At 72.1% G+C, this 20,815-nt stretch carries 18 protein-coding genes; 12 read left to right on the top strand and 6 right to left on the bottom strand.

Annotated features, from left to right (window positions below; translation table 11 throughout):
- Positions 1-34: 34 nt before the first annotated feature.
- Both KIK05_RS39400 and KIK05_RS39395 read left to right on the top strand, forming a co-directional pair.
- Positions 35-589 (top strand): ArsR/SmtB family transcription factor, encoded by a 555-nt coding sequence (locus tag KIK05_RS39400; protein WP_214415981.1) that lies wholly within the window; start codon positions 35-37, stop codon positions 587-589.
- A complete protein-coding gene (locus KIK05_RS39395; protein ID WP_214415980.1) occupies positions 586-1,890 on the top strand; it encodes an MFS transporter in 1,305 nt (434 codons plus the stop codon). The genes KIK05_RS39400 and KIK05_RS39395 overlap by 4 nt, the downstream gene beginning before the upstream one ends.
- Positions 1,891-1,915: 25 nt before the next feature.
- Here the strand turns inward: KIK05_RS39395 and KIK05_RS39390 are convergent, their stop codons facing one another.
- Positions 1,916-2,788 carry a helix-turn-helix domain-containing protein gene (locus tag KIK05_RS39390; protein WP_214415979.1) on the bottom strand — a complete coding sequence of 291 codons (873 nt, stop codon included), beginning with the start codon at positions 2,786-2,788 and terminating at the stop codon, positions 1,916-1,918.
- A 189-nt stretch (positions 2,789-2,977) separates the two neighbouring features.
- Here KIK05_RS39390 and KIK05_RS39385 point away from each other — a divergent pair, with 189 nt between their 5' ends.
- From KIK05_RS39385 to KIK05_RS39360, 6 genes are all read left to right on the top strand, one after another.
- Entirely contained in the window at positions 2,978-3,742 is a 765-nt protein-coding gene (locus KIK05_RS39385; RefSeq protein ID WP_214415978.1) for an SDR family oxidoreductase, read from the top strand.
- Between the two features lie 897 nt (positions 3,743-4,639).
- Positions 4,640-6,271 (top strand): MFS transporter, encoded by a 1,632-nt coding sequence (locus KIK05_RS39380; RefSeq protein WP_214415977.1) that lies wholly within the window; start codon positions 4,640-4,642, stop codon positions 6,269-6,271.
- Positions 6,272-6,275: 4 nt separating this feature from the next.
- Positions 6,276-8,075 (top strand): DEAD/DEAH box helicase, encoded by a 1,800-nt coding sequence (locus tag KIK05_RS39375; protein WP_250564196.1) that lies wholly within the window; start codon positions 6,276-6,278, stop codon positions 8,073-8,075.
- A gap of 2 nt (positions 8,076-8,077) precedes the next feature.
- Entirely contained in the window at positions 8,078-8,638 is a 561-nt protein-coding gene (locus KIK05_RS39370) for a hypothetical protein (protein ID WP_214415976.1), read from the top strand.
- An 82-nt stretch (positions 8,639-8,720) separates the two neighbouring features.
- Complete coding sequence (locus KIK05_RS39365) at positions 8,721-9,572, top strand: PHP domain-containing protein (RefSeq protein WP_214415975.1); 852 nt, start codon at positions 8,721-8,723, stop codon at positions 9,570-9,572.
- Between the two features lie 67 nt (positions 9,573-9,639).
- The gene (locus tag KIK05_RS39360; RefSeq protein WP_214415974.1) at positions 9,640-10,197 is read left to right on the top strand and encodes a GNAT family N-acetyltransferase; all 558 of its coding nucleotides are present in this window, start codon (positions 9,640-9,642) and stop codon (positions 10,195-10,197) included.
- Between the two features lie 3 nt (positions 10,198-10,200).
- On the opposite strand, the gene KIK05_RS39355 is transcribed toward KIK05_RS39360, so the two are convergent.
- Complete coding sequence (locus KIK05_RS39355; RefSeq protein WP_214415973.1) at positions 10,201-10,983, bottom strand: aminotransferase class IV family protein; 783 nt, start codon at positions 10,981-10,983, stop codon at positions 10,201-10,203.
- A 69-nt stretch (positions 10,984-11,052) separates the two neighbouring features.
- Positions 11,053-11,808 (bottom strand): AfsR/SARP family transcriptional regulator, encoded by a 756-nt coding sequence (locus KIK05_RS39350; RefSeq protein WP_214415972.1) that lies wholly within the window; start codon positions 11,806-11,808, stop codon positions 11,053-11,055.
- A 164-nt stretch (positions 11,809-11,972) separates the two neighbouring features.
- On the opposite strand from KIK05_RS39350, the gene KIK05_RS47620 reads away from it, so the two are divergent.
- Together KIK05_RS47620 and KIK05_RS39345 are read left to right on the top strand one after the other, a co-directional pair.
- Positions 11,973-12,407, top strand: coding sequence for an AfsR/SARP family transcriptional regulator (locus KIK05_RS47620; protein WP_250564195.1), 435 nt, complete (start codon positions 11,973-11,975; stop codon positions 12,405-12,407).
- A complete protein-coding gene (locus KIK05_RS39345; protein ID WP_250564210.1) occupies positions 12,305-14,872 on the top strand; it encodes an ATP-binding protein in 2,568 nt (855 codons plus the stop codon). The genes KIK05_RS47620 and KIK05_RS39345 overlap by 103 nt, the downstream gene beginning before the upstream one ends.
- A gap of 51 nt (positions 14,873-14,923) precedes the next feature.
- Here the strand turns inward: KIK05_RS39345 and KIK05_RS39340 are convergent, their stop codons facing one another.
- The 3 genes from KIK05_RS39340 to KIK05_RS39335 all read right to left on the bottom strand — a co-directional run bounded on the left by KIK05_RS39340 (position 14,924) and on the right by KIK05_RS39335 (position 17,698).
- Complete coding sequence (locus tag KIK05_RS39340) at positions 14,924-16,408, bottom strand: aKG-HExxH-type peptide beta-hydroxylase (protein WP_214415970.1); 1,485 nt, start codon at positions 16,406-16,408, stop codon at positions 14,924-14,926.
- An 88-nt stretch (positions 16,409-16,496) separates the two neighbouring features.
- Entirely contained in the window at positions 16,497-16,622 is a 126-nt protein-coding gene (locus KIK05_RS48500) for a hypothetical protein (RefSeq protein ID WP_284681559.1), read from the bottom strand.
- Between the two features lie 143 nt (positions 16,623-16,765).
- Positions 16,766-17,698, bottom strand: a complete 933-nt coding sequence (locus KIK05_RS39335; protein ID WP_214415969.1) for a D-isomer specific 2-hydroxyacid dehydrogenase family protein — start codon at positions 17,696-17,698, stop codon at positions 16,766-16,768.
- A gap of 218 nt (positions 17,699-17,916) precedes the next feature.
- On the opposite strand from KIK05_RS39335, the gene KIK05_RS39330 reads away from it, so the two are divergent.
- Together KIK05_RS39330 and KIK05_RS39325 are read left to right on the top strand one after the other, a co-directional pair.
- On the top strand, positions 17,917-19,170 hold the full coding sequence (locus KIK05_RS39330) for an MFS transporter (protein WP_214415968.1): 1,254 nt from the start codon (positions 17,917-17,919) through the stop codon (positions 19,168-19,170).
- A 95-nt stretch (positions 19,171-19,265) separates the two neighbouring features.
- Positions 19,266-20,804 (top strand): gluzincin family metallopeptidase, encoded by a 1,539-nt coding sequence (locus KIK05_RS39325; protein WP_214415967.1) that lies wholly within the window; start codon positions 19,266-19,268, stop codon positions 20,802-20,804.
- Positions 20,805-20,815: the final 11 nt, after the last annotated feature.

Below are 20,815 nucleotides of genomic sequence, written 5' to 3'. Positions count from 1 at the left end.
GGGCCTGAACCCCTTGCGCAATGGTCAAGAATCGTTGACCATTGTCCGCATGCCTACCGATGATCTCCCTGAGACGTTTCATGTCACCACTGAGGAGCAGCTACGCGCCGTCTCCAATCTCACGCGCCACCGGATCATGGCCGTGCTCCGCTTCGAACCGGCGACGATCACGCAGATCGCCCAGCGGATGGGCCTCGCGAAGGGGAGTTCCAGCTATCACGTGCGACTGCTCGAGCGGGCCGGCCTGGTGAAGGTGGTGGGGACGCGGAAAGTGAGAGGGGTCACCGAGCGGTACTACGCGATGGCCGCGCGGTCGATCGAGCTGCCGGATCCAGGGCCGGGGCAGCCGGACGTGCTGCTGCGGAATGCGGTGGCGGACCTGGAGGCGTCGCCGGTGGATGGTGAGCGGCACGTACGAATGGCACATCTGCGACTCACCGAGGAGCAGTTCACGGAGCTGGGGGCGCGCCTGCAGGCACTGGCGGATGAGTACCGGGCGCTGTCCGATCCATCGCTTCCCGACGTGTCGCTGGTCTTCGCGCTGTTCCGGCCGGCTTCGCGCCAGCAGGTCGAGGAGGACGCCAGATGACATCGAATCCGATGAAGGATGTGGTGAAGCTGCCGGCCGGCTTCGGGCGGCTGTGGAGCGCGCAGACGGTGTCCTCGCTCGGTGACGGCGTGACGCATGCCGCGCTGCCGCTGCTGGCGGTGACGTTGACCCGGGATCCGATGGCGCTGGCCGTCGTCACGGCCGCCGGGACACTGCCCTGGCTGCTGTTCGGAGTGCTCGGCGGTGCGCTGGTGGACCGCTGGGACCGCCGCCGCACGATGTGGGGCACGGACGCCGCGCGTGCGGCGCTGCTCGCCGTACTCGCTGCGGCGGCGGCGCTCGACGTGCTGAGCATCCCGCTGCTGGCGGCCCTCGCGTTCCTGCTCGCCCTCGGCGGGCTGTTCTTCGACACGGCCGCCACGGCGTACCTGCCGGATCTGCTCGGCCGCGACCCCGCGCTCCTGGAGCGCGCCAACGCCCGCCTGCGCGGCGCCCAGACCGCGGCGTCCGGCTTCGCCGGGCCACCTGCGGGCAGTGCGCTGCTCGCGCTCGGACGTTCGGTTCCGCTGCTCGCCGACGCGGTGTCGTTCGCGCTGTCCGCGCTGCTCGTCCGGTCGCTGCCCGCCGTGCCGCGCCCGGCCGCAAGCGCCCGCGATTCGCTGCTCCGGCAGGCGCGGGCCGGGGCCTCCTACGTCTTCCAGGACCGGCTGCTGCTCGGGCTCGCGCTCCGTCCGGCGGTCGGGAACATCGCCTTCCTCGCCGTGGAGACCGTCCTGGCCCTGTTCGCCCGCGAACGTCTCGGCGTCGGCGCCTTCGGCTTCGGTCTGCTCCTCACCGCCGAGGCCACCGGCGGCCTGCTCGGCGCGGGCATCGCCTCCTTCCTCGGCCGGCGCCTGGGCACCGGCACCGCGCTGACCTGCACCGCCACGGTCGAGGGCCTCGCCATCCTGGGGCTGGCCTCCGCCCCGGACCCGTACGTGGCCGGGCTCGCGCTCGCCGTCTGCGGGGCGGGCATGGGCGCCACCATGGTGCTCGGCCCCTCCCTCCGGCAGGCCATCGTCCCGGCCCACCTGATGGGCCGCGTCGCCTCCACCTCCCGCATGCTCGCCATGTGCGCCGCCCCCTTCGGCGCCTTCCTCGGCGGCTGGCTGGCCACCACCTACGACCTGCGCACCCCGCTCTACGCCGCCGCCGGCCTCCTGCTCACCATGACCGCCGTCACCGCGACCATGACCGGCAATCGCCGCGTCGAGGCCGCACTGCGCAACGCGCGCCCGCAAGCCGGCCCGGCCGACCAGGACCCCGCCGGACAGATCGCTGTGCAAACCACGTCCAGCTGACGGCAGCGGGGACGACGCGCGTTCGTCAGGGTGTCTTCGAGTGCGGGTCGTCCGCCGGCCTGTCGTGCGCCATGCCGGCGGACTCGGTGTGCGAGAGCGCGGCGAGGAGCCGCAGTTTCTCGTCGCTGTCACTGTCCTTGTCGGGGTAGTAGACGACGAGGATGACATCGTCGATGGGCAGTTTGTCCCGGTGGAGGCGTAGTTCACCGACGACGGGGTGGTGGACCGTGGTCGTGCCTCCGTCGAGGCTGCGGACATCGTGGCGGGCCCAGAGGGTACGGAACCGCTGACTGGACAGTGCGAGTTCTCCGACGAGCTCGACGAACCGGGGGTCGTCGGTGTCGTCCCCGATGGTGGTGCGAAGGGCGGCGACGAAATCGGCGGTGGCTTTCGTCCAGTCCTGGTGGAAGGCTTGTTCCTCGGGATCGAGGAGGAGAGAACGCAGCCGGTTCTGGCCGGGGCGCAGGCGGGGGGAGAGCGCGACGGCCATGGGGTTGGAGGCCAGGACATCGAACGCGCGCCCTTCGACGAACGCGGGGATCTGAAGATGGGCGAGCAGCTCGTACACCCGAGCCGGTACGCGCTCGGGCCGCTTGCGGCGCGGCGACGTGGGGCGTGCCGCCGCGAGGCCGAGCAGATACGTCCGCTCGATGTCGTCGAGCTGCAGGACGCGCGCGAGTGATTCGAGGACCTGGGGCGAAGGGTTCTTGTCACGGCCCCGTTCCAGGCGCAGGTAGTAGTCGGCACTGATTCCGGCGAGCAGGGCGACTTCCTCACGGCGCAGTCCGGGCACGCGGCGGTTGCCGCCGGGCGGGAGTCCTGCTTGCGCCGGGGAGACCAGCGCACGCCGGGCACGCAGGTAGCTGCCGAGCCGGTTGCCGGATTCCTCATCCTTCATACCACCACCGTAGTGCGGTGCCCGTGTCTCAGAGGGGGCCCTGGCAGGACCAGGGAAGACGGGGGCCCTCCCACCTCCGGCGTGTGCCGTGGAGACTCCGGTAGCACTGTCTCGGACGAGACAGAGACCATCACTGTCCGCGCCGCGAGCCTGAACGCCGTCGGCGCCCTGGACCGAAGGGAAGATCCCGTGGATCTCTCAAACCGCACCGTTCTCATCGTCGGCGGAACCTCAGGTATCGGGCGAGAGCTGGCCCGGCGTTTCGCCGCGGCGGGCAGCACCGTGGCCGTCGGCGGCCGCAGCCCGGAGGCACTGACGGAACTCGCCGAAGAAGGGTTCGGCACGTTCGGTATCGACGTCACCGACGGTGCCTCCGTCGCGTCCGCCCGTGACGCCGTGCTCGCCCGGTACCCCGAGCTGGACACCGTGGTGACGATGTCGGGCGTCATGCTCCTGGAGGACCTGCGCGACCCCGCGCACTTCGAGGTGGCGGAGACGACGATCGACACCAACCTGGTCGGCACCATCCGGGTCATCGACGCCTTCACCCCGCATCTGGTCCGGCGGGGCGCCGGCACCTTCATCACCGTGACCTCCGGCATCGCCTTCCTGCCGTTCCCGCCCATGCCCACCTACGCCGCCTCGAAGGCCGCCGTGCACGCCTACAGCGAGGCGCTGCGCGCGCAGCTCGAGGGCACCGGCGTCGGCGTCGTCGAGCTCGTCCCCCCGGCCGTCGCCACAGCGGGCCAGGAAAAGGTGAACCCGCACGCGCTACCGCTCGACGACTTCGCCACCGAGGTCATGCAACTGCTCTCGGAGGACCCCACCCCTCACGAAATCCTCGTGAAGGGCGTCCACATGCACCGCTGGGCCGAGCGCGACGGCACCTACGACGAGCTTGTCGCGCAGCGCTCCCAGGCCCTGGCCATGCTCCCCAGCCGCCGGCCGCGCTGAGGTACGACCAGGTGGTGCGTGCCAATTCCTGAGCGCGTTCGAGGCTCGCTGCGAGCAAATGCCCGTTTGATCAGACGAGCCGCCGAAGAGGCGAAAGACGCCGGCACGCCGAGGGCGCGTCGCGGTACGGCGCCGGCGCGTCATGTGATGCCGTGGGCCCGATCCCAGGTTTATCCCCGATGCCGGGAAGTCAAGGATCGTGGCGGGTCGTCAAGGGATCGTGGGTTGTCGCCCGGACATGGAGAACGGAGACCAGTGAGGTGATCTCGACGACTTCTATGCTAGGAGACGGTTTTCGAAGTGGATGAGATCACCTCAATGAGCACGCCGAGAGAATGTCCGAGACATAATTGCCGCTCTCGTTGAACCATTGCTTTGTCGGGTTATTCTCCGTCTCTCGAAGCATGTACATTCCATTGAACCGGGTGAATTTTAATCCCGCCATTCAGAAAATAGGCCGGGAAGAGATTTCGGCCTGCTGAACCGATAGGCGGAAAAGATCGGGATGGCCGTCTGAGTTCTCTGCCGCTCCCGGCGGCCCCAGGACGGGCTCCGGGAGCGGCCGCACGGCACCTCACCAGCGTGCCCCGTTGCCGGTGCGGCGCACGACGCGGGGACGCGGGGCGGGACAGAGGCGGGCCAGGGGGTGGGCACGGAATCAACGCGAAGTCAAAACAGGATCAGAGATTGACAGGGCGCTCGGCGATATGCCCTCGGGGGGCGCACTGAACCGCCGGTCCGCTCACATCTTCAAGAATTGACAGAACACCTGGCGGCATGCCCCCGGGTGCGCCGGAAAATCGCCGGCCGTTACCGGCCGCCGGGGAATTGACATACGCCCGATGGTTGTCTACGGTCCGTTCGTCGGATTTTCCAAGACCGCATCCGAAGGAATTCATGACTACATCCACGTTGCCGAAGTCCAGGCAGCGGTTGGTTCTTGCCGTTCTCATGGTGTGTTCACTGCTGATCTGGCTGGACAACACCGTCCTGAGTACCACCCTGGAGACCCTCGCGGACCCGGTCCGGGGGCTGAACGCCGGCCCGGCCGAGCTGCAGTGGGCCACCGGCTCGTACACGCTGGCCTTCGCCACCTTGATGTTCACCGCGGGTGCGCTGGGCGACCGCTTCGGCCACCGGGCCGTGCTCGCGGCGGGCCTGGTGGTCTTCGCCGCGTCCTCGGTGTGGGCGGCGTACGCGGGAGACGCGGGGCAGCTCATCGCCGCGCGGGCGGCGATGGGCGTCGGCAGCGCGCTGATCATGCCGGCCAACATGGCCATCCTCATATGGACGTTCACCGGCCCGGCGCGGTCGACCGCGATCGCCATCTCCTCGACCTCCGCCGGTGTCGGCATGGCCGTGGGCCCGGTGCTCGCCGGTGTGCTGCTCGACCACTTCTGGTGGGGCTCGGTCTTCCTGGTCAACGTCCCGGTCGCGGTCCTCGCGCTGATCGGCATCGCCCTGCTGGTCCCGAACTTCCGCAGCCCCGTCGTGCGACCGCTGGACCTGGCCGGGATGCTGCTGTCCATCACCGGTCTCGCGGCGCTCGCCTACGGACTGATCCGCGCCGGTCAGGTGGCGGCCTGGGGCCGCACGGACGTCTGGGCGCCGATCGTCGTCGGGCTGATCCTGCTGACCGTGTTCGTCCGCGTCGAACTGCGCAGCAAGACGCCGAGCTTCGATCCACGGCTGCTCGCCCAGCGCGTGTTCGGCGGCGGCAACGTGGCGCTCGGCCTGCTCCTGTTCGCCGTGTCCGCCGTCACCTTCTACAACGCGTTCTACCTGCAGGGCGTGCGCGGCTACTCGCCGATCGAGGCGGGCCTGGCCGGCCTCCCGACCGCGCTCGGCGCGATCTTCGGCGCGCCCGTCGGCGCCCGCCTGGTGCACCGCTGGTCGCTGCGGCTCGTCGCCGTGCCGGCGCTGATCGTCGCGGCGCTGACCATGGGCGCGTACGAGCTCTTCGGACCGGGCACGCCCCTCGTCTGGATCGAGGCCGTGCTGCTGGTCCAGGGCCTGTCCATCGGCATGGTGCTCGGCCCGGTGACCGCGGCGCTGATCAGCACGCTGCCGCCGGAGCGGGCCGGTGCCGGGTCGGCCGTCACCAACACCGTGCGGCAGACCGGCAGTGTGATCGGTATCGCCGTCGGCGGCACGATCATGTCGATCGTGTACCGACGCGCGATCGAGCCGTCGCTGGACGGTGTCCCCGGAGCGGTACGGGAGCAGGCGCGGGTGTCCGCCGAACAGGCGCGGCACGTCGCCACCACGTCCCACCTGCCCGCGCTCGGGCACGCCGCCGACGACGCGTTCGTCCACGCCATGCATGTCGGCGCGGTGTGGATCATGTTCGCCGCGCTCTTCGGCGCGGCCGTGCTGCTGCTCGCCCTGCGCGTGGTCCGCAAGCCCGCGGCCGCCGGGGGCGAGCCGGAGCCCGCGCGGGACGGCGGCCCGACCGCGGACGAGACGGTCACCTGGGCCGGGGCCGAGGACCTGACCGCCCGCGAGGGCGCCTACGTGGGCAGCCGCTGACGCCATGGGAACCAAGCAGAAACTTCCCGAGGCGCGGCCGGACGTTCAGGCCACCTACCTGCCCGACCGGCACATGTTCGCCCTGTGGAGCTGGGCCGGCGGCGCCGTGGGGGCGGCCCCGCCGGTCGGTGACGTCGAGACCATCCCCCTGGTCGTGCCGACGCCGGACCTCGGCAGGCTCAAGGTGTCCGACGTCGATTGCGTGCTGATCGAGCCGGACCGGCTCCTGGCCGTGCCCCTCGACTCGGCCGGCCGGTCGGTGGACGTCTGGCGGTCGTGGATCGCGGGCGGCGAGCCGGCTCTGCCGATCGCCGCGCACGCGGTCCCCGACGCCACGGGTGTCGCCGTCACGACGGCGGAACACGCGAGCGGCGTCTTCCGCCGCACCACCGCGGTGGGGGCCGAGATGCGCACGGCGCTCACCGCCAAGCTGCGCCCGTACCAGGTGCGCGGGGTGAGCTGGCTGCGCGAGACCATCGAGACGCACGGCGGCGCGGTGCTGGCCGACGAGATGGGACTCGGCAAGACCCTGCAGACCATCGGCTGTGTCGCCGGACGGGCCGGGAAGGGGCCGCAACTGGTGGTCTGTCCCACGTCGTTGGTGGGGAACTGGGCACACGAGATCGCGCGGTTCGCACCTGGCCTGCGGGCGGCGACCTGGCGCGGCGGGCCGCTGCCCGAGGTGGACGACGGCACGGTGGTGCTCACCGGCTATCCCACCCTGCGTACGCACAGCCCGGCCCTGGCGGGGATCCAGTGGAGCACCGTGATCTTCGACGAGGCGCAGAACCTGAAGAACCCCGGTACGCAGGTGTCGAAGGCCGCGCGCACCATCGCGGCCGACGCGCGGATCGCCCTGACCGGGACGCCCGTCGAGAACCACCTCGACGAGCTGTGGGCCCTGCTCGATCTGGTCGCGCCGCACCTGTTCGGGAACCGGGCGCAGTTCCACCGTCGTTTCGTGCGGCCGATCGCGGACGGCTCCCAGGCCGCTTCCGCCCGGCTGCGCGGTGCCATCGAGCCGGTCGTGCTGATGCGCAAGAAGTCCCAGGTCGCGAGGTCGCTCCCGCCGAAGATCCACGCCGATCTCATCTGCGACCTCACCGAGGAGCAGGAGAGGCTGTACGACCGGCTGCTGGAGCAGGTCATCGACGACGGCTTCGGCAGTGGCGCCCAGCGGCAGACCAAGGTGCTCGCCGTCCTGACCTCGCTCAAGCAGGTCTGCAACCATCCGGGCCTGATCACCGACGACCTCGGTGAGCTGTCGGGCAGGTCGGGAAAGCTCGACCTGTGCACCGACATCGTGGCCAACAACCTGGAGAACGACTCTCCGGCCCTCGTCTTCACCCAGTACCGGCAGACCGGTGAGCTGCTGGTCCGGCACTTCGCCGAACGGTTCGGGGTGAGTACGCCGTTCTTCCACGGCGGCCTGAACCCGGAGCAACGGGCCGACATCGTCCGCCGGTTCCAGTCCGACGACGGCCCGAAGGTGCTCGTCCTCAGCCTGAAGGCCGGGGGCACCGGGCTCACGCTCACGCGCGCGGCCGACGTCATCCACTTCGACCGGTGGTGGAACCCGGCCGTGGAGGCCCAGGCGTCCGACCGGGTCCACCGGATCGGTCAGACCCGCACGGTCACCGTCACCACCCTGACCACCGGATCCACCATCGAGGAGCACATCGCGGCCATGCACGACCGCAAGTCCGCGCTGTCGGACATCGCCGACATGTCCAGCGTCGCCGAGCTGGCCCGCCTGGACGACGACCGTCTCATCGAGGTCCTGCGCAGGAAGCGAGTCAACTGACCATGGCCGACCACGACTACGGTTACACGAAGTGGGGCAAGGACTGGGTCCGGTTCGCCGAGTCGTTGCGCCAGACCCGTCCCGATCCCCAGCTGCCGAGTGCCCGGCGCATGGCGCGCGACAGGAAGGTGCAGATCACGTTCGACGGCCGGACGGTGCGCGCCGTCGTGCACCGAGGTCGCGGCACCTCGGTGGTCACGATCGAGGTCGCGCCGATGTCCGCGGGGGCGACGGCCGAGATCTCCCGTCAGCTGAGCGGCATCCAGCCCCTGCTCACCGACGATCTGTACTGCGCGATCGCCGAGGCGGGCCATCCGCTCGCGCCGGTCCTCGACAGCGTCGACTGCTCCTGCCCGGCCGCCACCCCGCGGTGCGCCCATGAGCTGGCCGTCTACTACGACATGGCGCGGCGCATCGACGACGACCCCCGCATCGCTCTCGACGTGCAGGGCTTCTTCCACGCTTCGCCGGGCGGCGGCCAGGCGCCCGCCGAAGCGACGGCGCAGCGCTGGATCGCGCTCAACTCCCTTGATCCGGCCGCCTACTTCACCGCGGCCGGGTGACACGGCCGGCGCGCTGGTCGCCCGGGGACGAGGCGCATCCGGCGGTTCCCCAAGCAGCGCGAATGCTGACAGGCTTGGCGGTATGCGGATCGACCTGCACGCCCACTCCACGGCCAGCGACGGCACCGACACCCCCGCCGAGCTCATGGGCAAGGCCGCCGGGGCGGGGCTCGACGTGGTCGCGATCACCGATCACGACACCACCGCCGGGTGGGCGGCCGCGGCGGAGGCGCTGCCGCCGGGGCTGACGCTGGTGCGCGGGGCGGAGCTGTCCGCGAGGTGGTACGGCGACGGGCCGGGCGTGGGGCTCCATCTGCTGGTCTACCTGTTCGACCCGGCCCACGAGGGGCTTTCGGCGGAGATGGCGAGGGTGCGGGAATCGCGGGAGACGCGGGCCCGGCGCATGGTCGAGCTGCTGAACGCCGACGGCATCGACGTCACCCTCGCCGAGGTCCTCGCCGACGCGCCGGGCGGAACCGTGGGACGTCCGCACATCGCGCACGCGCTCATGCGGAGAGGACTGGTGGGATCGGTCGACGAGGCCTTCGGACCGGAGTGGCTCGGCCGCCGCTACCGCCTGCCGAAGGACGACATCGACGTCTTCACGGCGGTCCGGCTGGCACGGGAGGCGGGAGGGGTCCCGGTGCTCGCGCATCCCCGGGCGGGCCGCCGGGGGCACATCGTCCCCGACTCGCTGATCGCCGAGCTGGCCGCGGCCGGGCTGTGGGGCGTCGAAGCCGGCCACGCCGACCACACGCCCGAGGATCGCGAGCATGTGCGCTCCCTCGCCCGCGACCTCGGCCTGCGCGTCACGGGGTCCAGCGACTACCACGGCCGCAACAAGACCATCACGCTGGCCGCCTTCACCACCGTCCCCGCCGTCTACGAGGACCTGGCCGCCACCGCCACCGGCACCGTCCCGCTCCGCCGCTGACGGTCCGTCGGGTGAGCCGCCGGAAAACGGCTTTCTGGGGGAAGGGCCGCGTTGCTACCGTCGCCGCATGGACGGCTCGGCGCTCGATGTGGTGATCACCTTCCGCCGGCTCGGCGAGACCGACTTCCCCCTGCTACGAGGGTGGCTGGAGCAGCCGCACGTCGCCCGCTGGTGGAACCACGAGACCTCGCCCGAGGCCGTGCGCCGCGACTTCGGTCCCGCCGCCCGCGGCGAGGAGCCGTCGGAGGACTTCCTCACGCTCCTCGACGGCCTGCCGGTGGGGCTGATCCAGCGCTGCCGGCTGGCCGACTACCCCGCCTACGCCGCCGATCTGACGCCCATCGTCGAGGTCCCGGCCGGCGCGATGAGCGTCGACTACCTCATCGGCGACCCCGGGCGCGTCGGGCGCGGCCTCGGCCCCCGCATGATCGCCTCGATGGTGACCAGGACCTGGTCCGATCATCCCGATGCCACCTGCCTGCTGGTGCCGGTGGTGGCGGCCAACCGCGCGTCGTGGCGGGCTCTGGAGAAGGCGGGCTTCCGGCGGGTGGGCGAGGGGGAGCTGGAGCCGGACAACCCGATCGACGCCCCCCTGCACTACGTGTACCGGGTGGACCGGCCGTAGCCACTACAAGGGCTCGCCCGGGAGGGCGGTGTACTCGCGGCGCAGAGTGGTGACCAGCGGATGGTCGGCGGGGAACTCCGCGGCGTCGATCGCCCGCACGGGACGTACGCCGACGGTGGCGTTGGTGACGAAGGCGGCGCTCATCGACGCGAGGTCCCCGGTGCCGACGGACGCGGTGCCGAAGGGGATGCCGGCCCTGGTCATGACGTCGTTCAGCAGGCGCATCGTGACCCCGTTGAGGTGGCCGGAGCCGGGCCAGACGACCCGCCCGTCGCGCACGAACCCGATGTTCCAGCTGGGCCCCTCGCTGAGGCACTGCCGGCCGTCGGCGAACACCACGTCGTCGGTGCCGCCGAGCTGGGCGAAACGGCGGTGCATCAGGGGGCCGAACAGCCCGCAGTGCTTCACCTCGGGCAGGTCGCGCTCGTACTCCACGACCCCGAGCGTCAACGGGGGCAGGCCGGACGGGGCGGGACGCGTGGTCACGAGGACCTCGGGGCTCGCCTTGGCCGCCGGGTGCGCCATGTCGAACTCGGGGTCGAACACCGTGACCCTGACGACGACCGGCGAGGGCGCCGAGGCGGCCCTGCGCGCCAGGTGGCGCACCCGGTCGAGGTCGAGGTCGACGCCGTGCAGGATGCGGCAGTCGCCGAGGAGCCGGTCGAGATGGCGGGAGAGGCCGCGCACCCGCCCGTGCTCCACCAGCATGGTGGTGAAGTGGCCGTAGTTGTAGAGCGCGAGCGCGCCCAGCTCCTCGGCGGTCACGGGACGTCCGTTCAGCTCCATCACGGCACCATCCTGGCACCGGCTGATCGCCTCCGTCGCCTCTCTCGCCAGGAGCGGAACGGCGGGTCCTCAGAGGTGGAGGGTGGCGTCGCTCTCGAGGATGCGCTGGTGCAGCCGCCGTACGTCCATCCCCGGCTCCAGGCCCTGGTCGCCGACGAGAAGGGCCCGCAGCTCGGCGTACACCGCGAGCGCCTCCGTCTGCCGCCCCGACCGGAACAGGGCGAGCATGAGCTGGGCGCGCGGCGTCTCGCGCAGGGGATGCCCGGCGGTGAGCTCGCGCAGGGCCGGGATCACGTCGGCGTGGCGGCCGCGCCGGAGGTCGGCCTCGATGGCGGCCTCGGTGGCCAGCAACCTCATCTCCTCCAGCCGGTGGGAGTACGCCGAGATCAGCGGCGTGGCCGGAACGTCCGCCAGCACCGGCCCCCGCCAGAGCGCCAGCGCCGACCGGAGCCGGTCGACCGCCGCCTGCAGGTGCCCGGCCAGGAGCGCCTTCCTGCCGGACCCGAGCAGCTCCTCGAACCTGACCGCGTCGATCTGGCCGGCCCCGGTGCGAAGCTCGTAGCAGTTCCCCCAGGTCAGCAGGCCGTCGCCCAGCATGCCGCGCAACCGCCAGACGTAGCCCTGCAACGTCTTGCGCGGCGACTTCGGCTCCTCGTCCTGCCAGAGCTCCTCGGCGATCCGTTCGACGGGCACCGGCCGGTTGGCGTTGACGGCCAGGACGGCGAGCAGGGTCCGGTGCTTGGCAGCCCGGACGGGGACCACCTGGCCGTCCCGCACGAGCTGGAGCGAGCCGAGCAGTCCGAACCGCGGCGAACGAGGCGACATCTGATGATCGTGGTCGTGATGGGACAGCAGAAGCATGTCAGATCACATCCTGAGCTGTTCTTTCGGTCGCCCGATAAGGCGGGACCCATTTCGATCTAGACTGCCAGCAGCCGCTTGCGCCGGGCTTGCGCCACAGCCCGGCGGCCAGGCGTGGAGGGGGAGGCTTGGATTTCCGGATCCTCGGAGCCCTGGAGGTCTGGCGGTCCGGCAGGCGGATTCCGCTCACCGCGCCCAAACAACGGGCACTCCTGGCGCTCCTGTTGATCAGGGCCGGGCAGGTCGTGCCGGCCGAGCGCCTGATCCTCGAACTGTGGGGGACGGACCCGCCGCGCAGCGTCGAGAGCACCCTGCACTCCCTGATCTCCCGGCTGCGCCGCGCGCTGCCGGGCGCGGGCGGCCCGGCTCTCGTCCGGGAGGACCCCGGATACGTGCTGCGGCCGGACGGCGCCGAGCTGGACGCCCGGGTCTTCGACGCCTCGCCGCCGAGGCGGGGGACCTGGCCGCGCGGGGGCGCCTGGAGGAGGCGGCGCGGCGGTACCGGCAGGCGGCCGGCCTGTGGCGGGGGCCGTCGCTGTCGGACGTGCCGGACTCCCCGATGATCGCGGCGGAGCGGAACAGGCTGGAGGAGCGGCGGCTGACGGTGTTCGAGGAGAGCGTCGACGTCCTGTCGCGGCTCGGCCGGCACGCGGTGGCGGCGGACGAGGCGCGGCGGGTGCTGGCGGAGAATCCGCTGCGGGAGTCCCTCTGGGCGCGGCTGGTGCTCAGCCTGCACGGGTCCGGGCAGCGGAGCGAGGCCCTGGCCGCCTACGGCGAGGCCCGCGAGATCCTCGCGGAGGAGCTCGGGCTCGATCCCGGCCCTGAACTACGGCGCGCGCACATGGTCGTCCTGGGGCACGACGATCCGTACGGCCCCGTCGTGCCCGCCCAGCTCCCGGCCGACGTCGCCGACTTCACCGGCCGGGCGGGCCCGCACGCCGCGCTCACCGAGGTGGCCGGCACCCGTCCCGGCGTCGTCGCCGTCGTCAGCGGCATGCCGGGGGTCGGCAAGTCGGCCTTCGCCGTGCACTGGGCCCACCGGATGGCCTCGCGTTTCCCCGACGGGCAGCTCTTCATGGACCTGCGGGGGCATCACCCGGGGGAGGCGCTCACCGCGCGGGAGGTGCTCGGCCGCTTCGTCCGGGCCCTCGGCACCCCCGCCGAGCAGGTGCCCGCCGAGGAGGGCGAGCTCGCCGCCGCCTACCGGTCGCTGCTCGCGCGCCGGCGCCTGCTGGTCGTCCTGGACAACGCGGCCGATCCCGAGCAGGTCCGGCCGCTGCTCCCCGGCAACCCCGACTGCTTCGTGCTGGTCACCAGCCGCAGCCGTCTCACGGGCCTGGCCCTCCACCAGGCGGTACGGGCCATCGACCTCGACGTGCTCTCCGAGGCGGAGGCCGTGACGATGCTGGCCGCGATCATCGGGGAGGCCCGGCTCCACGCCGAGCCGGACGCGGCGGCCGAGCTCGCCCGGCTGTGCGGACGGCTCCCGCTCGCGCTGCGCATCGCCGCCGCGCACCTCGCCGGCCATCCGCACCGGAGCCTGGCACGGTTCGTGGAGGACCTGACCGAACGCGGACGGCTGGGCGCGCTGCGGCTGGGCGAGCACGGGCGGGCGGCCGTCACCGCGACCTTCGACCTGTCCTACGACGCGCTCGCGCCCGCCGACCGCACCGCGTTCCGGCGGCTCGGGCTGCTGTCGGCGCGCGGCCTCACCGCCGGGGCCCTGGCCGCGATGCTCGGGGCCGGCGAGGCCGAGGCACGGGCGCGGCTCGACTCGCTCGCGGCCGCGAGCCTCATCAAGGCCCATCGGGGGCCGCGCGGCCAGGAACGGTACCGCTTCCACGACCTGCTCTTCGACTACGCCCGGCACAAGGCCGATACCGAGGACGGGCCGGAGGCCCGCGCCGAGGCGGTGGGACGGCTGCTCGACCGGTACCTGGCCATCGCCCGCTCGGCCGACCTGCTTCCCCTGGAGGAGGAAGGGGAGGCCCTGCTCGCCGCGACCCGGCACGCGGCCGACCTCGGGCTGGACTTCGCCTGGCGGGTGCCGGCGAGGCTGGCGATGTTCCTGGAGCGGCGCCAGAGCCTGCACACGGCCGTGGAACTCCACTCCCTGGCCGCCCGCGCCGCCGACCGGACCGGCGTCCCCGGCGCGGCGGCCGGCGCGCGCAACGACCTCGGCGCCGCTCTGGTGCATTTGGGACGGTACGGCGAGGCGCTCGCCGTCCACCGGGAGGCCCGGGAGATCTACCGCCGCGCCGGCGACCCGCGAGGCGTGGCGGCGGCGCTGCGCAGCATCGGGACCGTCCACTGGCAGACGGGACGGTACGTGGACGCGCGCGGCGAACTCGGCGAGGCGCTGCGCCTCCAGGAGCTCACCGGGGACCGCGCGGCCATGGGAAGGACGCTCAACCTGCTGGGCATCGTCCACCGGTCGCTCGGAAGGTACGACGTGGCGATCGCCCACTACGAGCGCGCGCTGGCCGTCCACCGGGAGACGGGCGACGTCCAGGGGGAGGGCAACGTGCTCAACAACCTGGGCGTCCTGTACGAGGAGCAGGGACGCCACGCAGAGGCGTTCGACCTGTACGTCCGGGCGCTCGCGCTGCGCCGGGCGAGCGGCAGCCGCAAGGGCGAGGGCCGGGCCCTGAACAACATCGGGCTGGTGGAGACCCACCTCGGCGAGTACGACAGCGCCGCCGCGCACCTGCTGGAGGCGCTGGCCATCCACCGGCACACCGGTGACCGCAAGGGCGAGGGGCAGGTGCTGAACGACCTGGCGGGCGTCCACCGGGGCCTCGGCGACCACGCGGAGGCCCTGGCCTGCCTGGAGCAGGCCCTCGCCATCCGCCGCGACATCGGCGACCGGCGAGGCGCGGCCGAGACCCACCGCGCCCTCGCCACCCTGCACCACACCCTCGCCACCCCGTCGGCCGCTCGCGCCCACCTCCGGGAGGCCCTGAAGATCTACACAGACCTCGGCCTCCCGGAGGCCGCCCAAGTGCAGGCACTCCTGCGGACCACCTAGCCTCCCGCCCGCCGTACCGCGGCGCCGTTGTACGGCGGGGGACTCGATGGATCAGTTGGGCACGATCAGGCCTGTGCTCAGGAGGCCGGTCAGGCCGGTGGCCAGGGGGGTGTCGGTGTCCTGGCCGGAGAGTTCGCGGTATCTCTTGCGCATGGACGGCAGGTCGTCGCCGTCGCACAGGGCGTAGATCAACCAGGCGTGATCGTTCAGCCAGCGGATGCGGGGCGGCTCCGGGACGACCACGGCCAGCCGGCCCTGCTCGGGTACCGGGCACACCATGACGGGTTCCGCCTTGCGGTAGCCGAGGTCGTTCAGCACGAGGGGGAGCGCTTCCCCGGCAGCCGAACCCGCGGCGATGTCGCCCGGGGACTCGGTGGGGATCCGGGTGGGCGGGGCGAGGTGGTGGCCCGGCGTCAGGGAGTCGAGGGCGGCCAGGAGCCAGTCGACGAAGCGCCTGCCGTCCGGCGTCAGCTGCGCCCTGTACACCTCGCCGGCCTGCCGTCCCAGGTAGGCGGCGCGTTCCAGGCCGGTGACATGGGTGCCCGCGGCGGCCGAGGCGCTGCCCGGGGTCGCGGCGTCCAGGACCTCGCTGGCGGGCGGCTCGCCGTACCGGGCACGCACCTCGGGGGAGGCGTTCGCGGCCGCCGCGCGGAACAGCACGAGGTGCACGTACACGTGCAGGGCGAACAGCACGCGGGTGAGCGTCCACGAATTGACCCGCCAGGGGATCGGCACGGTCTGGTACAGGTCGTCGGCCAGGGAACCGGTGCGGATCACGTCGAACAGCTTCAGGTGCAGCCCCTCGTGGAGCAGCGACTCCGCCGTCAGCCACGGATCGGCGAGCCGCTCGGGGGCCATGAACATGGACGAAGCGAACGGATCGCCGCCCGAGATCGACTGGACGGGCCCCTCCACCGTCTCCTCGTGCAGGAACCCCACGAGGGAGATGTGCGGCAGCACCCCGGCCCCCGCGTGCGGGAGCAGCTCGGCGAGCAGATCGGCGCCCTTGCGCAGCCGGGCCGGCATGTCGGCGCCCGGGACGCCCCTGCTTCCGTTGGTGATCCCCTCGGCCGAGATCGCGCGGGAGAACAGCTCTTCGAGCCTGCCGGTGAGGACGTCGTGGCCGAGTCCCGCGCCGGTGGACGACGCGGCGGTCCACACCCATCCGACTCCGCGTTCCGGCCATGGGCGGACGCGTGGGCTCATCGTGCGCTCGCAGGGACCGGTGCCGTCCGGGACGAGGTCGCCGAGCCGTTCGAGGCAGGAGACCAGCCTGGTCGCGTCGGCGCCCTCCTCCAGGGAGGCCAGGTCCTCCTCGAACGCGGTGCGCAGCACCGGGTCGTACATCCACGGCCGGATCTCGTCGTCACTCCAGCCGCCGAGCCGTTCGAGCGCGGCGGCGGCCCCGGGGTTCCGGTGGCCGAGGGCGGTCAGGCCCAGGCGGAAGCGTGCCAGGTTCCTGGCCTCGATGGCCTCGGCGGACCCGAACTGGGGATCGGAACCGAGAACCAGGTCGATGTGGGATACAGGGGTCAAGACGTTCACCTCGATGCGCAGTCGGCTCCGCTGTCCTCCGGGCGGGCCGGTGGCGGGCGTACCGCCACCGGCCCTTCTCAGGCGGCCGTTACTCGGCCGGGCGAGCCGCGTACGGCGGGTACCAGGAGCGCTCCTGCGAGGAGTCGGAGATGACGCTCGGCGCGCTCATCCCTTCCCGGGCGACCTTGGGGAGTTCAACGGTCTGCGTCGGCATGGCTTCCCCCAGCACATCGTCAGACGAACGGACGTGCTCGAATCTAGGTGCCGCCGGTGTCGCCCCGGTGTGGTGACGATCTCCGCTGTGTCCGATGGCCGCTGTGTCCGATGGCCTCGCTTCGCTCGGCGGGCGAGGGGCGCTCAGTAGCCCGTGGCCGGGTCGATCAGGCCGTCGAGGGGCTCCTCGGCGATCAGGTGGCGGACGTTGTGCTCGACGCGCTCGCACAGCATGCGCATGACGTAGTCCGGCGAGTCGGCGCAGTGGGAGGTGATCAGGACCCTGGGGTCGCTCCACAGCGGGTGGCCCTCGGGCAGCGGCTCGGGGTCGGTGACGTCCAGGCCGGCGGCGGAGATCGTCCCGGCGTCGAGGGCGGCGACCAGGGCGTCGGTGTCGATGTGGCCGCCCCGGGCCACGTTGACCACGACGGCGTGGGCGGGGAGCAGCGCCAGCTCGGCCGCTCCGACGATGTGCCGCGTCTCGGCGGTCAGGGCCAGGGCGAGCACCAGGACGTCGGTGTCGGGGAGCACGGTGGCCAGGGCGGACGGCGGCAGCGTCTCGTCGGCCCCGGGCAGTGGTCGTGAGCTGCGGCGCACCACCCGGACGCGGCAGCCGAACGGCTGAAGGATCCGGACGAGTTCCTCGGCGATGCCGCCGCCGCCCAGGACGGTGACACTGCGGCCGTGCAGGGAGCGCGGGGGCCGCGGCAGCCAGTGGGGCGTGCGGGCCTGACGGGCGACGTCGCGCAGGCAGGCCAGGGTCAGCATGAGGGCGTGCTCGCTCACCTGCCCGGCGTAGGAGCCCTTGGCGCAGGTGAAGACGGCGGGGTGGTCGAAGATCCCGGTGCCCGCGAACTTCTCCACGCCGGCCCACGGGAACTGCACCCAGGTGAGGCCCGGGTTGTTCTGCAGGACCTCGCGCAGCCGGCCGGGTTCTCCTGGGACGAGCCATATCAGGCCGTTGGCCTCGGTGAGCGGCACGACGGCGCCGCCGCCGCGCGCGACGGCCTTCTGGAGGTTCGCGACCAGGATGTCATCGCCTGGTTCGCCGGGGATCACTGCGATTCGGGCTTCCACAGCCCCTCATTCTGTCCTCATCCGCTCCCCCGCAGCGGGCGGGGGCGCCGTGCGGCGACCCGACGCGCAAGGTGCGGCATAAGCCGGGCGGCGCAGGGAAAGTGGCCCAACATAACGGGCCGATATTGGACCTTCTGTCTGGACATGCCTGCCTTCTACGGTTGAGATCCGGCTCGAAGGTGTCGCGCCGGAGCCCTTCACCGGGAGGAACCCGACCGATGTTCAGCCGGATCGTCCCCCAGCCGGGCCCGCCGAGGATGCTGGCTCTCGCGCAGCTGGCCAACTCCGTCGGCGACGGCGCCTACTACGTCTGCTCGGCGCTCTATTTCACCCGGGTCATCGGGCTGTCGCCGGCGCAGGTCGGGTTCGGCCTGACCCTGGGCTGGGCCGTGGGCGCGGTGGCGGGGATCCCCCTCGGCCACCTGGCCGACCGGCGCGGTCCCCGGGGGACGGCCGCGCTGCTGGCCGCCGCGACCGGCGTGGCGGTCTGCGCGTACCTGTTCGTGAGCTCGTTCGCGATGTTCCTGGTGGCGGCGTGCCTGTACGCCTGCTGCCAGTGCGGTCTGTCGGCGGTACGGCAGGCCCTCCTCGCGGGCCTGATCGAGGCGGCCAGGCGTACCGAGGTCCGGGCCCACCTGCAGTCGGCGGTCAACGCGGGGCTGGCGGCCGGCGCGGCGCTCGGCGGGCTGGCGTTGCGCTTCGACACCCGGGAGGCCTATCTGGCGGTCTTCGCCATGGACGCGGCCGGGTTCGTCATCTCGGCCCTGCTGCTGCTGAGACTGCCTGTCGTGCCGCCGTCGCCGCCCAGGGTGGGCGGGGAGCCGGTGCTCGCGGTGCTGCGCGACCGGCCGTACGCCCTGGTCAGCCTGCTGAACACGGTGATGCTGCTCTACATGCCGCTGCTCAGCCTGGTCATCCCGCTGTGGGTGGCGCAGCGCACGGAGGCGGCGAGCTGGATGGTGGCCGCGCCGCTGGTCCTCAACACGCTCGGCGTCATGCTGTTCCAGGTGCGCGTGGCCCGCCGGGTGACCGGCCTCGACGGCGCGGCCCGGTCGGTGCGCCGTTCGGGCCTGGTGATGCTGGCGGCGTGCGCGGCGTTCGCCCTGTCGGCGGCGGGGGCGTCGGCGTCGACGGCGGCGGCGGTCCTGCTCGTGGCCGCCTCGCTGCAGGTGGTCGGTGAGATGATGCTCGCCTCCGGCGCCTGGGAGATCGGCTTCGGCCTGGCCCCGCGGGACAAGCAGGGGCAGTACCAGGGGTTCTTCGGCACCGGGACGGCCGTCGCCCGGATGATCGGCCCGGTGCTCCTCACCACGTTGATCATGGACTGGGGGGTGGCGGGCTGGCTGCTGCTGGGCGGCCTGTTCGCGGTGGCGGGGTGGGCCATGGGGCCGGCGGTGGCCTGGGCGCGCCGCGCCGGTGCCGCCGCCTCGGGCGCGCCCCGGCGGGAGGACCTCGGCACCGCCGTGAACTGAGGCGCCGACCAGCGGAGATCAGTCTGGCTGCGTGGAGGTTTGGGACACCCGGTAGTGTTTCCGGCATTCTTACTGTTGTTACTTCTGGGGCGAGAGTGACTTCGGGGCAGCCTTACCGGCAACATCAGCAACCACAGCCGTGGCAGCAGCCGCAGTTCCCGGCACCGGCCCAGAACGTCCGGTACCCGCAGCAGGCGCCGTACCCGCCGCAGCAGCAGGCTCCGTACGCGCCGCCCCAGCAGCCGTTTCAGCAGCCGTTCCCGCCTCAGCCGCCGCCCCGCCGCCGCAGGACCGGGCTGTGGATCACCGTGGGGGTGCTCGCCGTGGTGGTGACCGTCGGCGTCGGCGCGGTGGTCGGCGTGACGCTCGCCGGCCGCCCCGCCCAGGGGAACGCGCAGGACGACGGCGACCCCAACACCGTGAAGGTCACCCAAGAGGAGCTCAAGCAGGCGGTCGAGGCCCACAGCAAGGCCTTCGCCGCCGGCGACCTCAAGGGATACCTGCGGATCTTCGACCAGAAGAACAGCCGGTTGATCAAGGAGCAGAGCCGGACGTTCCAGAACCTGCGCAAGATGCCGCTGGACACCGCCGACTTCGCGATCCTGGACCAGCAGGGGCTCGCGCAGAACAACTTCGGCAAGGGCGTCACCTTCTCCCTCGACGTCGCGTTCGTACACCGCTTCGCGGGCATCGACCTGAGGCCCGTCCCGGAGTGGTACCGCTGGACGGTCACCAAGGCGGGCAGGGGCGCCCCTCTGGTCGTCACCAAGGTGGGAGGCGCGCCCTCGCCGCTCGGCGACTCCAGGACCGTCTTCTACCCGGCCCCGTGGGACCTCTGGCCGGATGTCTCGGTCACCAAGACGCGGCACACGATCGTGCTCGCCGCCCCCTCCCAGGCCGCCGAGGCCCGCAAGCTGGCCGCCACCGCCGAGGAGGCCGCGGCCGGCGACCTGGACTTCTGGGCGGAGAACGGCGACAAGACCGCCGAGGTGCCGACCGGCTTCGTCGTGGCGCTGGTGCGGGGCAAGTCCCAGCTCGGGCACCTGTTCCGGACGGCGAAGGGCAAGGTCACCGAGTCGGGCATCTCGATCGGGATGCCGACCTTCCGGGGGAGCGGGGACCAGGTCAAGATCGGCGGCTCCCGGGTCGTCGTCGACACGACCTCTCAGTTCTTCGAGGACACCGCGGGCGCGAAGGAGATCTTCCGGCACGAGATCGCCCACTCGCTGGTCGCCACGCTGGACAGCGGCGACTTCGACCTGCTCGGCCAGGAGCACTGGATCGTGGAGGGCTTCGCGGAGTACGTCGCCCACCGCGGCCAGGGCGTCGAGGCCGACAGGCGCACCCCGGAGACGCGCGCGTACGTGCAGGGGCGGCTCGCGCAGAAGTTCCAGGGCAGGATCCCTGACAACCTCTCCTGGGATCTCGACGGGCTGACCAGCGTCAACTACCAGCTCGGCCACCTCGCCATCCAGATGATCGCCGAAAAGTACGGCGAGGCGAAGATGGTGGGTTTCGTGGCCGCGCACTACCGGGGCAAGAAGGCCGACGCGGCGTTCCGTGAGGTGCTCGGCGTCGGCGAGCAGGAGTTCGAGCGGAAGTGGGCGCAGTACGTCCGCGGCAAGCTCGCCTGATCGGGGGAAGC

Origin of the sequence: Sphaerisporangium fuscum (assembly GCF_018531465.1) — a bacterium.
In the GTDB taxonomy this organism is placed as follows: Bacteria; Actinomycetota; Actinomycetes; order Streptosporangiales; family Streptosporangiaceae; genus Sphaerisporangium; species Sphaerisporangium fuscum.
The sequence above is the reverse complement of the archived record's forward strand: the minus strand, read 5'-3'. Positions and strand labels throughout refer to the sequence as shown.

Bases quoted from the DNA above. Each gene is read 5' to 3' on its own strand.
- KIK05_RS39395 (WP_214415980.1), top strand. From the start codon at position 586: ATGACATCGAATCCGATGAAGGATGTGGTGAAGCTGCCGGCCGGCTTC.
- KIK05_RS39390 (WP_214415979.1), bottom strand. From the start codon at position 2,788: ATGAAGGATGAGGAATCCGGCAACCGGCTCGGCAGCTACCTGCGTGCC.
- KIK05_RS39380 (WP_214415977.1), top strand. From the start codon at position 4,640: ATGACTACATCCACGTTGCCGAAGTCCAGGCAGCGGTTGGTTCTTGCC.
- KIK05_RS39375 (WP_250564196.1), top strand. From the start codon at position 6,276: ATGGGAACCAAGCAGAAACTTCCCGAGGCGCGGCCGGACGTTCAGGCC.
- KIK05_RS39370 (WP_214415976.1), top strand. From the start codon at position 8,078: ATGGCCGACCACGACTACGGTTACACGAAGTGGGGCAAGGACTGGGTC.
- KIK05_RS39365 (WP_214415975.1), top strand. From the start codon at position 8,721: ATGCGGATCGACCTGCACGCCCACTCCACGGCCAGCGACGGCACCGAC.
- KIK05_RS39360 (WP_214415974.1), top strand. From the start codon at position 9,640: ATGGACGGCTCGGCGCTCGATGTGGTGATCACCTTCCGCCGGCTCGGC.
- KIK05_RS39355 (WP_214415973.1), bottom strand. From the start codon at position 10,983: ATGGAGCTGAACGGACGTCCCGTGACCGCCGAGGAGCTGGGCGCGCTC.
- KIK05_RS39350 (WP_214415972.1), bottom strand. From the start codon at position 11,808: ATGTCGCCTCGTTCGCCGCGGTTCGGACTGCTCGGCTCGCTCCAGCTC.
- KIK05_RS48500 (WP_284681559.1), bottom strand. From the start codon at position 16,622: ATGCCGACGCAGACCGTTGAACTCCCCAAGGTCGCCCGGGAAGGGATG.
- KIK05_RS39330 (WP_214415968.1), top strand. From the start codon at position 17,917: ATGTTCAGCCGGATCGTCCCCCAGCCGGGCCCGCCGAGGATGCTGGCT.